This window comes from Bacillus sp. FJAT-14266 (assembly GCF_001719225.1).
Lineage (GTDB): Bacteria > Bacillota > Bacilli > Bacillales > Bacillaceae > Bacillus > Bacillus subtilis.
Genome location: NZ_CP017072.1, coordinates 3,049,730 through 3,062,051 on the forward strand (window position 1 = coordinate 3,049,730; position 12,322 = coordinate 3,062,051).

13 protein-coding genes are annotated in these 12,322 nt (G+C 43.9%); 6 read left to right on the forward strand and 7 right to left on the reverse strand.

Going from position 1 to position 12,322, the window contains the following annotated elements; all coding sequences use genetic code 11:
- The gene (locus BGM23_RS15800; RefSeq protein WP_003232910.1) at window positions 1-1,845 is read right to left on the reverse strand and encodes a monovalent cation:proton antiporter family protein; all 1,845 of its coding nucleotides are present in this window, start codon (window positions 1,843-1,845) and stop codon (window positions 1-3) included.
- A 234-nt stretch (window positions 1,846-2,079) separates the two neighbouring features.
- Here BGM23_RS15800 and prpE point away from each other — a divergent pair, with 234 nt between their 5' ends.
- Window positions 2,080-2,814 carry a bis(5'-nucleosyl)-tetraphosphatase PrpE gene (gene prpE, locus BGM23_RS15805; RefSeq protein WP_003244765.1) on the forward strand — a complete coding sequence of 245 codons (735 nt, stop codon included), beginning with the start codon at window positions 2,080-2,082 and terminating at the stop codon, window positions 2,812-2,814.
- Window positions 2,815-2,826: 12 nt separating this feature from the next.
- On the opposite strand, the gene BGM23_RS15810 is transcribed toward prpE, so the two are convergent.
- The 4 genes from BGM23_RS15810 to BGM23_RS15825 are packed head-to-tail and all read right to left on the reverse strand — an operon-like array spanning window position 2,827 to window position 5,592.
- Window positions 2,827-3,726 (reverse strand): RluA family pseudouridine synthase, encoded by a 900-nt coding sequence (locus tag BGM23_RS15810; protein WP_003244860.1) that lies wholly within the window; start codon window positions 3,724-3,726, stop codon window positions 2,827-2,829.
- A gap of 14 nt (window positions 3,727-3,740) precedes the next feature.
- Window positions 3,741-4,541 carry an NAD kinase gene (locus BGM23_RS15815; RefSeq protein WP_003232918.1) on the reverse strand — a complete coding sequence of 267 codons (801 nt, stop codon included), beginning with the start codon at window positions 4,539-4,541 and terminating at the stop codon, window positions 3,741-3,743.
- Window positions 4,542-4,559: 18 nt separating this feature from the next.
- On the reverse strand, window positions 4,560-5,195 hold the full coding sequence (gene yjbM / locus BGM23_RS15820) for a GTP diphosphokinase (RefSeq protein ID WP_003245294.1): 636 nt from the start codon (window positions 5,193-5,195) through the stop codon (window positions 4,560-4,562).
- Between the two features lie 28 nt (window positions 5,196-5,223).
- Window positions 5,224-5,592 carry a UPF0738 family protein gene (locus tag BGM23_RS15825; protein ID WP_014479453.1) on the reverse strand — a complete coding sequence of 123 codons (369 nt, stop codon included), beginning with the start codon at window positions 5,590-5,592 and terminating at the stop codon, window positions 5,224-5,226.
- 124 nt (window positions 5,593-5,716) lie between these two features.
- Between BGM23_RS15825 and BGM23_RS15830 the strand changes: the two genes are divergently transcribed.
- From BGM23_RS15830 to BGM23_RS15855, 5 genes are all read left to right on the forward strand, one after another.
- The gene (locus BGM23_RS15830; protein WP_046664076.1) at window positions 5,717-6,289 is read left to right on the forward strand and encodes a CYTH domain-containing protein; all 573 of its coding nucleotides are present in this window, start codon (window positions 5,717-5,719) and stop codon (window positions 6,287-6,289) included.
- A gap of 14 nt (window positions 6,290-6,303) precedes the next feature.
- On the forward strand, window positions 6,304-7,038 hold the full coding sequence (gene cwlQ / locus BGM23_RS15835) for a bifunctional muramidase/murein lytic transglycosylase (protein ID WP_029726274.1): 735 nt from the start codon (window positions 6,304-6,306) through the stop codon (window positions 7,036-7,038).
- 254 nt (window positions 7,039-7,292) lie between these two features.
- A complete protein-coding gene (locus tag BGM23_RS15840) occupies window positions 7,293-7,691 on the forward strand; it encodes a globin domain-containing protein (RefSeq protein WP_003232928.1) in 399 nt (132 codons plus the stop codon).
- Entirely contained in the window at window positions 7,688-8,587 is a 900-nt protein-coding gene (spxH, locus tag BGM23_RS15845) for a protease adaptor protein SpxH (protein ID WP_003245184.1), read from the forward strand. Before BGM23_RS15840 ends, spxH begins: the two co-directional genes overlap by 4 nt.
- A gap of 314 nt (window positions 8,588-8,901) precedes the next feature.
- Entirely contained in the window at window positions 8,902-9,069 is a 168-nt protein-coding gene (locus BGM23_RS15855) for a hypothetical protein (RefSeq protein WP_003244944.1), read from the forward strand.
- 37 nt (window positions 9,070-9,106) lie between these two features.
- Here the strand turns inward: BGM23_RS15855 and pepF are convergent, their stop codons facing one another.
- Both pepF and coiA read right to left on the reverse strand, forming a co-directional pair.
- Window positions 9,107-10,936 carry an oligoendopeptidase F gene (gene pepF / locus BGM23_RS15860; RefSeq protein ID WP_003245178.1) on the reverse strand — a complete coding sequence of 610 codons (1,830 nt, stop codon included), beginning with the start codon at window positions 10,934-10,936 and terminating at the stop codon, window positions 9,107-9,109.
- A gap of 229 nt (window positions 10,937-11,165) precedes the next feature.
- Window positions 11,166-12,287, reverse strand: a complete 1,122-nt coding sequence (gene coiA, locus BGM23_RS15865) for a competence protein CoiA (protein WP_003232938.1) — start codon at window positions 12,285-12,287, stop codon at window positions 11,166-11,168.
- Between the last annotated feature and the right edge of the window lie 35 nt (window positions 12,288-12,322).

Below are 12,322 nucleotides of genomic sequence, written 5' to 3' on the forward strand. Positions count from 1 at the left end.
TTATCCTTCCAATGTTTTCTTAAGATCCGTTACGTACCCCCGAGATCCGGTGACAATTAAACGGTCTCCAAGTTTCAGCCTCGTATCCCCATGAGGAACGATGCTGTCCACACCTCTGAAGATCCTGACAAAGATGACGTCACCTGTTAAAGGGAATTCCCGTAAAATGACACCATCATATTTACTGTTCTCCATATTAATTTGATACAGCGAAGACTCTTGGTTCGTGAGCAGCTTCATGACGCCAGGCGCTTCAATCAGTGCGCGAAGCAGCGTTTTTGTCGACAGCAGAATAGAAAAGATGCTGATTCCCTGCTCCTTCAGAGCTGCTTCATGCTCCGGTGATCCTACGCTTGCAATGACTCTTTCTGTGCCTTTATCTTTTGCAAGTAATGCAATGTCTGCATTCATATCTTCATTTCCTGTCGCCACAACGAGGATATCCGTTTCAAAAATGCCGAGTGATTCAAGCGTCTCGTGTTCATAGTCAGAAATTGTTTCAACAGCAAACACTGATTCTGACAGCTTTTCCTCCGCATTCTCTTGGTAGACGTGTACAACACGCACGTCATACTCTTCCTCTGGCAATTCGAGTGTGACAGGCAAAGTCATTTGATTGGCGCCAATGAACGTAATCGTCTTTTTCTCCTCCGGCTGCTCTTCCCGTTTGTATAATTTTTTAAAACAGATCGGCGTAAAAATACTTGCAATGACGGCTACTAAAATTAGCGCTCCTGACATATTTGTACTGATCACGTGAAGCTGCTGGCCGATTGTTGCAGCAGCAATCACGAGCGAAAGCGTTGATGTCAGCAGGAAACCAGACGCGAAAATGGTTCGGTTATCATACCACTTCTTTAAGTACATGACAGGAATGATTTTGCTGACTAACAGCGCAAGCAGCAGGAGCGGAATCATGATTAAAATTGTTTTATCCTGGAAAAGAGTCCAAATATCAAGCTTCACACCGACCATCACGAAGAAAATCGGTATTAAGAACCCATAACCGAATGAGTCCAGCTGCTGAACAAGTTCTTTGTTTGGCGAAAGCAGGGAAACAAGAACCCCCGCTAAGAAAGCGCCGAGAATATTTTCCGCCCCAAGTGATTCAGACAGGGCAACGAGTACAATGATTAACGTAAAAATGGCACGCGTCCCGATCTGGATCGTCCCTTTTGACATGGATTGAACAAAAGAGCGATGTTTGAAGACCCGGCCGAAAAAGTAAAGCACCACTCCGGCCGCAAACAGAATCATCAGGAGCCACATGTTTCCGCTGTCCTCTCCGTATAAAGAAGAAAAAACAGCAAGAAGAATCATCGTGGCCAAATCAGCAATAACAGCAACAAGCAAAATAATCTGCCCGATATTCGAATTCATGATCCGTTCTTCTTTTAATGTTGGAACGACAACGCCTAATGAAATCGTTGAAATAATCAGGGTCATCAAAAATGCATTTTGGATAAATCCGGCCAAGACGAACCCATAGGACAAGAGCAATGATAAAATAAAAATACCGACGAAAATAACAGATGCCGCAGCAAACGTATTCGGCGCTTCCTTGCCATTCGGCAGGAACTGCTTTTTCTTTCCTTTCTCAAACGACGAAAAATCAATTTCAAGCCCGCTTAAAAACATTAAAAAGATAAATCCGAGCATAGAGAGTGTCTGGAGCCAGGTGTCACCCTCCACAACTAAATTAAGGCCGCTTTTCCCAATTATCAGCCCCATAATGATTTCAGCAACAACAACCGGGATGCTGAGTTTAAACCGATGCAAAAGGATGGGTGTCAAAAATGCAACGATAAGTACAACAACTAAAGATGCGACAGATGTATGCGCCATAATCAGAACCTCCTTTTTAAGTCAGGGTTATGCTAGTTCTCACTCAGAGAACAAAACCTCATTTTTAAAAAACATAACGCGATTTTAACAAGGGTGATGATGAAAAATAAAGTGATAAGGTCTTAATCCTGTTTAGAAAATGATTCTTCTTCTATAATTTGCACATAAAAGCTTGTGATGACTCACAACACTTTGCTTCATAATAAATAAAACAATCGGTAAGGAGGAGACCGCATGGCTTACGATATCATCAGCGATATTCATGGCTGCTATGACGAAATGACTGCATTAATCCAAAAGCTTGGCTATACAATCAAAAATGGAGTACCTGTCCATGAAGAAGGCAGGGTGCTTGTTTTTGCCGGAGATTTAACTGACAGAGGGCCCAAATCGATAGAGGTCATCCGATTTGTAGCCGGCGCTTACGAAAAAGGCGCTGTGCGTTATGTCCCGGGAAACCATTGCAATAAATTATATCGTTACTTAAAAGGAAATCCGGTAAAAGTGATGCATGGTCTCGAAACAACAGCGGCAGAGCTTGAGGAACTTTCCAAAGATGAGAAAAAATCAGTCAGCGAACAGTTTATGAAGCTGTACGAAACAGCGCCGCTTTACGACATCTTACATAATGGAGAATTAGTTGTCGCCCATGCTGGCATAAGAGCTGACGATATCGGCAAATATACCCGCAGAGTGAAGGACTTTGTGCTTTACGGTGACGTGACGGGTGAAACATATCCGGACGGCAGACCCATCAGGCGTGATTGGGCGGCAGCCTATAACGGAAAGGCTTGGGTGGTATACGGTCATACACCTGTGAAAGAGCCTCGGAAGGTCAATCGCACCATCAACATTGATACAGGCTGCGTGTTCGGAAATCAACTGACAGGCTTTCGCTTTCCAGAAATAGAAACCGTCTCTGTTCCAAGCTCCCTGCCTTACGACGAATCAAGATTTCGCCCCATATAAAAAAGGAGAGAATCAATGATTCTCTCCTTTTATCAGTTTGCTCATGTCCTGAGGCAGTGGAGCATGAAACCTCATGTTCTCCTGTGTCAGCGGATGGATAAACGAAAGATGCTCGCTGTGCAGAGCCTGCCGGCCAATTTCCTGTCTCGTTCCGCCGTACAGTGTATCGCCGCACAACGGGTGCCCGAGATAGCTCATATGAACACGAATTTGATGGGTTCGTCCAGTCTCAAGCTGCAATGCCACCGAGGTCATGTCATCATTTGCACATGTGACGTAAAAATGAGTAACAGCCTTCTGGCCGTCTGGCGTTACCGTCCGTTCAATAATACTGTCAGGATGTCTGCCAATCGGAGCATCGACTGTTCCCTCCATCTGTGCCATCCGCCCGTGAACCACTGCCGCATACCGGCGTTTCACAAGGCCGTTTTTTTGCGCAGACGATAAAATGGAGTGGGCAAATCGATGCTTGGCAACAAGCATGATACCTGATGTATCCCGGTCTAACCGGGTGACAAGATGAACTGTCGCCCTCACTCCGGTTGTTTGATAATGATCAATAATTCCATTGGCAATGCTGCCGGAGGGGTGCTCTCTCGAAGGGATTGATGACACATACGGCTGCTTGTTTATCACAAGCACATGTTCATCCTCATAAAGGATATCGAGCGGAACAGGCTCTGCCAACAGCGTCTCGCTCACCTGCTCCTCAGGAAACTTCACGATAAGAAGATCTCCCTCTTTCAAAACGTATTTGACCGTCACATGCTCACCGTTAATCTGCAGGTCTCCCCCGCCAAACTTAATATCGGTCAGCAGACGTTTCGAAATTCCCAGTTCACCGGCATATTCTTTTACAGTCATCCCGTCCTCAGCGGAAGTAATGTTCTTTCTGATAAAAAAATGCTCCACGATATGTCCTCTTTCTATTCACCTTTTCCAATAAACGAATCCTGGACTCTTTTCCAAAATGGAAACGGACGGAATCTCGCAAACCGCACTTTTTCGGATGCAACTTGGCAGCGGATCGACTTTACATCCTTATGGAGAAGGGTTAAATGGTCAATCGTCACTTGAAAGTCAACTTCGTTTCTCGGCTTAATCATGCAATCATGATGGGATGGGAGAAGCAGAGGTGACCCGACCGTACGGAACACGCGGTTATTAATTGAAGCCATTTCCGCAAGCTGGATCGCCCTGATAGACGGATGGATAATCGCTCCGCCCAGCGCCTTATTGTAGGCTGTGCTGCCTGATGGAGTTGACAGGCAGAGGCCGTCGCCCCGGAAGGTTTCAAAGAGCTGCCCTTTGATTTCCACATCAGCAACAAGGCTTCCTTCGATGCTTTTAATCGTACATTCATTCAAAGCTAAGTATCTTTCTTCCCGCTCGTTTTCGTGATAGGTCACAATGACTTCGAGAAGCGGATATTCGACTGTATGATACGGCGTTTTCGCGATGGCAAGAACAAGTTTTTCAATTTCATGAGGAACCCAGTCGGCATAAAAACCCAGATGACCTGTGTGAACGCCGACAAATGCTGTTTTGTCCAAACGGTCGCTGTATCTGTGAAAAGCATACAAAAGCGTTCCGTCGCCTCCGACTGAAATAACGATTTCCGGTTCATTTTCATCCAGTTCCATATCAAAATCCAATAAATACGCCTGTATTTTGCTTTTCAGCGTATCAGAAACTTGATCTCCTTTTGATGATACGGCAAATTTCATGCTCTTCTTCCCCTTTACCTATTGTTGCTCGCTTCCTTTTTTCTTTCTTGAAAAGGCAGCTTGAGCTTCCTGTACTTCACCCCTGATCTCCGACATCTCTTCATCAAGCCGGGAAGCCGCTTCAGAAGCGCGCTGAAGCCTTAGTTTTACTTTTTCAGGAATGTTTCCGCTGTATTTATAATTCAATGAATGTTCAATGGTCGCCCAAAAATTCATCGCCAGTGTACGGATCTGTATTTCTACGAGAACATGCTTTTCTCCGGATACCGTCTGCAAAGGGTACAGCACAACAAGATGGTATGATCGGTATCCGCTCTCTTTATGTTCCGCAATATAATCCCTCTGATCCACAACGGTGAAATCTTTTCTGGCAAAAAGCATCTCTTTTACGATTTGGATGTCATCGACAAATTGGCACATGATTCTAAGGCCAGCAATGTCCTGCATGGTTTCAATTTCATGCAGCGGTATGCTTTTCCGTCTCGCTTTTTCAAGTATGCTCGCCACAGGCTTGACGCGTCCGGTCACAAATTCGATCGGTGAATGGTCGTCCTCGTATTCATATAGTGTGCGGATCCCCTTGAGCTTCACTTTCAACTCTTCGACAGCCTGGCGGTACGGCACTAAAAAACGCTCCCATTGTTTGTCATCCATCATACATCCCCCAATTCCGAACCAGTTTCTATAAAAACACGTGTTTCACTTTTTCTTCCATTTCTTCTCCATAGTTTGCATTATCTTTTATATTTTCTAAAAGATATTCCAGCTCCTCATGCAGGCCTGCCAGTTCAATTGTTTGGTCTCCTGCCTCTAAAACAACCGGTATTTTTTGTGCATGGGCCTGCTTCAGTTCCGGCCATACATGTTCCTTTATAATGACATATTCAAAAGAATCAGCTAATTCAAGTATGTATACAAAAGCAAAGTGGTCAGAATCAACAAGCATTTGACCTGACGGCTTGCGTTCCGCTTCGTTTCCTTCTGTCTGACAAGTAAGGCGAAGCTGATCATCCGATAATGTTGCATTCAAAATTTCGATTCTGTTTTGCATAATGCTCTCCTTTTTTAAACAAAGTACAGATTCATTTTATCATATCGAGCTCGATATTGATAAACCTAACATCTAAAGAGATAATAGTAAAAATAAGATTTACAGGGCGGAAAGGAAGAGCATCATGAGCCAAGAAATTGAAATCGAATTTAAAAACATGCTGACCAAACAAGAATTCAAAAACATAGCAGCGGAACTCCAGCTGACAGAAAAAGATTTTACAGATCAAAAGAATCATTATTTTGATACAGACAGCTTCGCGCTGAAACAAAAACAAGCTGCGCTTCGTATCCGCAGAAAAAACGGAAAGTATGTCCTTACATTAAAGGAGCCGGCTGATGTGGGGCTTCTGGAAACGCACCAGCAGCTTTCAGAGGTATCAGATCTCGCTGGATTTTCAGTTCCCGAGGGCCCTGTGAAGGACCAGCTGCACAAGCTTCAGATCGATACGGATGCCATTCAATACTTTGGATCTTTAGCAACAAACCGTGCGGAAAAAGAAACAGAAAAAGGCTTAATAGTTTTAGACCACAGCCGATATTTAAATAAAGAGGACTATGAAATTGAATTTGAGGCGGCGGATTGGCATGAGGGCAGAAAAGCTTTCGAGAAGCTGCTTCAGCAATTCAGCATTCCTCAGCGCGAAACCAAAAATAAAATTCTGCGTTTTTATGAAGAAAAACGAAAGTCTATATAAGGTGGAATGACATCGTGAATGTAACGAATTGGGCAGCTTTACTTCAGCTTCAGGCACTACAGTCCATATCTAATGCACGCAGCAGCTCGGACACTCAGAATACGGAAAGCCCGCTTTCAAGTTTTAGCTCTTTGCTCAGCCAATATACAAACGGTCTGACATCTCAGCAATCAGCACTTTCTTCATCGCCAAGCCCGCTCAGCATGCTGAACAGCGCGAATACAACAGCGCCGTCACTGCTTTCAGCGTATGGGCTTAACTCATATACGAGCAGCAATTCAGGTTCAGTCACAAAAGCGGCAGAAAGCACTGAAACAGCTGCTGCAGATTCAGCTTCAAACAAACATGAAGCAAATCAGATCAGTTCGGGAGACTTCTCTATTGACAGTGCGATTAAAAAAGCCGCTGATAAATATGGCGTTGATGAAAAACTGATCCGTGCCGTCATCAAACAGGAATCAGGCTTTAATGCAAAAGCGGTCAGCGGAGCAGGTGCGATGGGCCTCATGCAGCTGATGCCGTCAACAGCAAGCTCACTTGGCGTTTCCAATCCGCTTGATCCGCAGCAAAATGTGGAGGGCGGAACGAAATATTTAAAACAAATGCTGGATAAATACGGCGGCAATGTGTCTATGGCATTAGCGGCTTACAACGCCGGACCGGGGAATGTTGACCGATACGGAGGCATTCCTCCTTTCCAAGAAACGAAAAACTATGTAAAAAAAATAACTTCAGCTTATTACGCGTAACCAGAGGTGCTCTTTCCCTCTGGTTTTTTTGCGGAGTGAAATCTTACGCATTCCTGATTTTTATGTGATATGATATGAAATACAAACCCCGGCTGTCAGCCGAAATGAGTCATCAAACGCATAAAAGGCAGTTTGTTTGTAGAAATGATGCCTTGTTGCTAAAATAAATCTAGATGAAACAATGAAATACAGAAAATTACTTTTTGCAATAGGATTTATGATTCCTATTAGCCATATTTAAAGGAGTAGTCAACATGGGACAATCGTTTAACGCACCTTATGAAGCGATTGGAGAGGAACTTCTATCGCAACTTGTTGATACTTTTTATGAGCGTGTCGCGTCTCATCCTTTGCTGAAGCCGATTTTTCCTAGCGATTTGACAGAAACCGCCAGGAAACAGAAGCAATTCTTAACTCAGTATTTAGGCGGGCCTCCGCTTTATACCGAGGAGCACGGCCATCCTATGCTCAGAGCAAGGCATCTTCCCTTTCCAATTACAAACGAGAGAGCTGATGCGTGGCTCAGCTGTATGAAGGACGCAATGGACCATGTAGGGCTGGAGGGCGAAATTCGTGAGTTTTTGTTTGGCCGGCTGGAGTTGACAGCAAGGCATATGGTGAATCAAACGGAAGCGGAGGATCGATCATCTTGACAAACTATCAGCATGAGCTATACTTCGCCCATTGCCACGGTCATCCAAAAAAACCGCTTGAAATTTATATGTTTGTAGACCCTTTATGTCCTGAATGCTGGTCCTTAGAGCCCGTCATCAAAAAGCTGAAAATCAGATACGGACGTTTTTTCACCTTACGCATTATCGCTTCCGCAAGCCTTACCGCTTTAAATAAAAAGCGAAAAAAGCATCTTCTCGCAGAAGCATGGGAAAAGATCGCGAGCCGCTCTGGCATGTCATGTGACGGCAATGTCTGGTTCGAACAGGATCAGCCGCTTTCATCGCCTTATATGGCTGCTCTCGCTTTTAAAGCAGCCGAATTGCAAGGACGAAAAGCCGGCATGCAATTTCTCAGAAATATGCAGGAGAGCCTATTTGTTTCAAAGAAAAATATTACGGATGAAAACGTGCTTTTGGAGATTGCTGAAAATACAAGTCTCGATCTTGAAGAATTCAAAAAAGATCTGCATTCTCAAAGCGCGGTCAAGGCGCTTCAATGTGACATGAAAATTGCTGCTGAGATGGATGTTTCTGTTAATCCGACACTGACGTTTTTTAATACGCAGCATGAGGATGAAGGGCTTAAAGTTCCTGGCAGCTACTCATATGATGTATATGAAGAAATTTTATTTGAGATGCTTGGCGACGAGCCGAAGCCGTCGGAAACACCGCCTTTAGAATGTTTTATTGAATATTTCCGCTTCGTTGCCTCTAAAGAAATTGCGCTTGTATATGATCTGAGCCTTGAAGAGGTAGAAAAAGAAATGAAAAAACTGGCGTTTGCTAAAAAGGTTGCCAAAGTGGAAGCCAAACACGGAATGTTTTGGAAGTCTCTCAGCACTTATTCTGATGAATATCAATCATGTGAAAAATAGCCGCAGGCGTGCATATGCTTGAGGCTGTTTTTTTACGCCCTGAACAAAACGTACGTTCTATTTTTAACACTAAAGAAACCGCGCCGGGATAAGCGCGGTTTCATATGTCTTAACGACAACAAAGGGGATGGGAGAAATTTTTCACGGTCAAACAAAGGGGTAATGTTTGTTTGTGATCAATTTCACATCCTTATGATAACAAAAGATGTCGACTTTTGACAACCTCTATGCTTAATGTTCATATTTTTGTCACAAAACATAACGAAGTGCATTCACTCATATCCTTATAAGGAAAAAGGACGAGGAGGACCGCCATGATGTCTACTTTGATCTCAATTGTGTGCATTGCTGTTTTTTTCTGCTTGAATATCTTAGGCATGATGCATATGCTGCCGCTTTATATTACCTCTCCTCTGCTGTTTCTGTCTATTTTGTTTACCCTCTACCGCTTGAATCACCGGAAAACCTTTAAAGGGTTTTAAAAAAGCCTGTGCGTCATTTCCGCACAGGCTTACTTTTTTAAGACTGCTTTACTTTCATCAGCAGCTCTTCCATTTCATCAAGTTTTTCTTCAAACATTTTGCACGCGGCTTCGATTGGCTCTGGAGACGTCATATCAACACCCGCTTTTTTCAGGACATCAATCGGGTATTGTGAGCTTCCCGCTTTCAGGAAGTCAATATAACGGTCAACCGCCGGCTTTCCTTCCTTCAAAATCTGGCTGCTTAATGCTTGGGCAGCGCTGTAACCTGTCGCATACTGATACACATAGTAATTGTAATAGAAGTGCGGAATACGCGACCATTCAAGGCCGATTTCCTTATCAATCACCATGCCGTCTCCAAAATACTTTTTATTCAGGTCGTAATAGACATTTGTCAGAAGCTCAGGTGTAAGCGGCTCGCCTTCTTGCGCCTTTGTATGAATCAGATGTTCAAATTCAGCGAACATCGTTTGTCTGAAGACCGTTCCCCTGAAGCCCTCAAGCATATGGTTGAGAATATATAAGCGCTGTTTTTCATCCTCTAAATTGTTCAGCAAATATTCGCCAAGGAGCGCTTCATTTGTCGTAGAGGCAACTTCCGCGACAAAGATACTGTAATTGCCGTATGGATAAGGCTGGTGCTTTCTCGTATAGTAGCTGTGTACGGAATGTCCAAACTCGTGCACGAGCGTAAAGAGATTATTGACGTTATTATGCCAGTTCATCAAAATATACGGATTCGTGCCGTAAGCTCCTGATGAATAAGCCCCATTGCGTTTGCCTTTATTTTCGTAAACGTCCACCCAGCGGTTTTCCAGGCCTTCTTTTAGGATAGAGGCATATTCTTCCCCTAATGGTGCGAGGCCTTTCAGCATGTAATCTTTGGCTTCCTCGTATGTCACCTTCATCCCCGCATCTTTCACAAGCGGTGTATACAGGTCATAGATATGCACTTCATCAAGCTCAAGCACTTTCTTTCTTAGCGCAATATAGCGGTGCAGGAGCGGCAAATGCTTATTAATCGTCTTAACAAGGTTATCGTATACTTCCTCAGGAATACTGTTGTTAGAAAGCGCAGCCTCACGCGCGGACTTGTACTTTTTCACTCTCGCGTAGAAGTTGTCCTTTTTCACAGTGCCGCTTAGCGTCGTGGCCATTGTGTTTTTATATTGTCCGTACGTTTTATACACTGCGTCAAACGCATTTTTGCGGACTTCACGGTTTTCACTTTCCAAGAAATTAATAAAGTTGCCGTGAGTGATCTGTTTTTCATTCCCATCTTCGTCTTTAATGGACGGAAACGTTATATCTGCGTTATTTAACACGCTGAATGTATTTGAAGATGACCCCAGTACCTCGGAGGCTTCAGCAAGCAGTGCCTCTTCCTTCTCGCTCAGCACATGCGGACGTTCCTTTGTAATCTCCTCAATCGCATGAGAGTACAGCTTTAATTCTTCTTTTTCAAGAATGAACTGCTGCAGTTTGTCTTCTTCTATGGATAAAATCTCCGGAACCAGATAAGCTGTCGCGCTTGCGGCCTGTGTATACAGGTTTCCCGCCTTGTCATTCAGCCCCTGGTAAAAGGAGTTCCCAGTATCCTGGTCAGAGCGCATATGCGCATATGTGTACAGCCTACCCAGCCGCTCCATCACTTTATCTTGATACGTAAGAGCCTCGTATAAATGATCAGCTGAATCTGCCAGCTTTCCTTTATACTTAGATAAATTCGGAATTAATTCTTTTACAGCTTGAAATTCTTTATTCCAGGCCTCATCACTAGGAAAAATATCCTCAAGTCTCCATGTGTCTTCTGCCTTTACCTCACTTCTGTCAGGCAGTTGGTTTGCTTTTTTTTCCTCAGCCATGGTGATCCCCCTCGTCTTCTTTGATTCAAGCCAATTGAAAAAACAGCTGTTTCTCAATAAACTTGTGTTGTGAATATCTTCCGGTTTTTCACTGCCTTTTGTCAAATCATATGCAGTAGTGAAGAGAACGAATGCCAAAAAAGCAGTAAAAACACGAAAAACCTTTCCTTTTGTGCCTTTCACAGCCTGCCCACCACCTTTGTCTTAGGGTGAGCCAAATAAGACAAACTCATTCTATAAAACAGCTGCGGTCTCTTTCTATGAGATCCTGCATGGAGTGTATGCCGCCTGCAGGCTGATTCAGCACATATACTTCTTTCTGAGTCTCCCTTAAAAATCCCTTCTTGCACAAAAAATCAATATACTGTTTAACCGCTTCTGAAAGACACTCTTCGCTGCATTCAAACCTGAGTGCAATGTTCTTATTATGAATGTGCAGTTTGCACTGCTGCAAAACGGCTGAAAAACGAATTGGCGCACGTTTACCTCCAAGATCCGTCATAAACAAATAAAGAAACCCCTGCCACACAAAAACCGGACTCTTAAAAACTGCCCCTTTTCTAACAGGAACAAACACTTCAGTCGGCAGAAAAGAAAAAGGCGTCTGCCGTTTCTCATAAAACAGCAGCCTAAGGCGATTTGTTTCCTTTGAGTTAAACCGATGGGGTTTATGGCGAAAACGGTGAATCGCTTTCGTCCAGCCTGAATATTGAATTGAGGGTTTCGGTTCAGTGAAAAAAAGATCGCCTGCACCTGCCCGATGGATAGGGATCGTTTGGACTGAGGAATAAGAATGGTTTGTGTAGAATGGAATGATGTGGCTGAGCCGGAGAAAAGAACGCCTTTCAGGACAATAACATATCAGCTCTCTGTATGGACTTGCATTGATAAACTGCCAATGAAAAGCTGAAAGCTGATAAAAGGACGAAGCAGTCCGTTTTAAGCGGCTGTATCCCATAATCCACTGCGGGATGATTCCTTCTTGTTTGAAGCCCTCTGTCCGCTTTTGAAAGACATCTGGAGCGATAGTGGCGCATTGATATTCAACAGCAAGCATATGCTCCTTGATCCTTGCCATGACGTCCGGTCTTTGGTTGATTGTCCTTATATACGGCTCCAATATTGGTGAAGCCCGTTGTGTTTTCAGCCATACATACAGCTGTCTTTTTCCTTCTAAGTGGTAGGCGCTTTCCGGTTCGATGTCTATGGAGCAGGACTTGTTCTGTTTATGGGCAAAATGCGGCGCTTTTTGAAGTCCGAGCTTCACAGCTAGCTCTCCCCCGCATACCGGACAGAAGAACCGTCTCCGCTTTAATTTCTGGTTTTGCTGAGCGCCTAGAAGGTGAAACAGTTGGCCGTCTTCAGTCACAGCACTAAACAATTGTC

What these genes read in the sequence shown, in the direction of transcription:
- BGM23_RS15800 (WP_003232910.1), bottom strand. Translation starts at nt 1,845, where the DNA reads ATGGCGCATACATCTGTCGCATCTTTAGTTGTTGTACTTATCGTTGCA.
- prpE (WP_003244765.1), top strand. Translation starts at nt 2,080, where the DNA reads ATGGCTTACGATATCATCAGCGATATTCATGGCTGCTATGACGAAATG.
- BGM23_RS15815 (WP_003232918.1), bottom strand. Translation starts at nt 4,541, where the DNA reads ATGAAATTTGCCGTATCATCAAAAGGAGATCAAGTTTCTGATACGCTG.
- yjbM (WP_003245294.1), bottom strand. Translation starts at nt 5,195, where the DNA reads ATGGATGACAAACAATGGGAGCGTTTTTTAGTGCCGTACCGCCAGGCT.
- BGM23_RS15825 (WP_014479453.1), bottom strand. Translation starts at nt 5,592, where the DNA reads ATGCAAAACAGAATCGAAATTTTGAATGCAACATTATCGGATGATCAG.
- BGM23_RS15830 (WP_046664076.1), top strand. Translation starts at nt 5,717, where the DNA reads ATGAGCCAAGAAATTGAAATCGAATTTAAAAACATGCTGACCAAACAA.
- BGM23_RS15840 (WP_003232928.1), top strand. Translation starts at nt 7,293, where the DNA reads ATGGGACAATCGTTTAACGCACCTTATGAAGCGATTGGAGAGGAACTT.
- BGM23_RS15855 (WP_003244944.1), top strand. Translation starts at nt 8,902, where the DNA reads ATGATGTCTACTTTGATCTCAATTGTGTGCATTGCTGTTTTTTTCTGC.
- pepF (WP_003245178.1), bottom strand. Translation starts at nt 10,936, where the DNA reads ATGGCTGAGGAAAAAAAAGCAAACCAACTGCCTGACAGAAGTGAGGTA.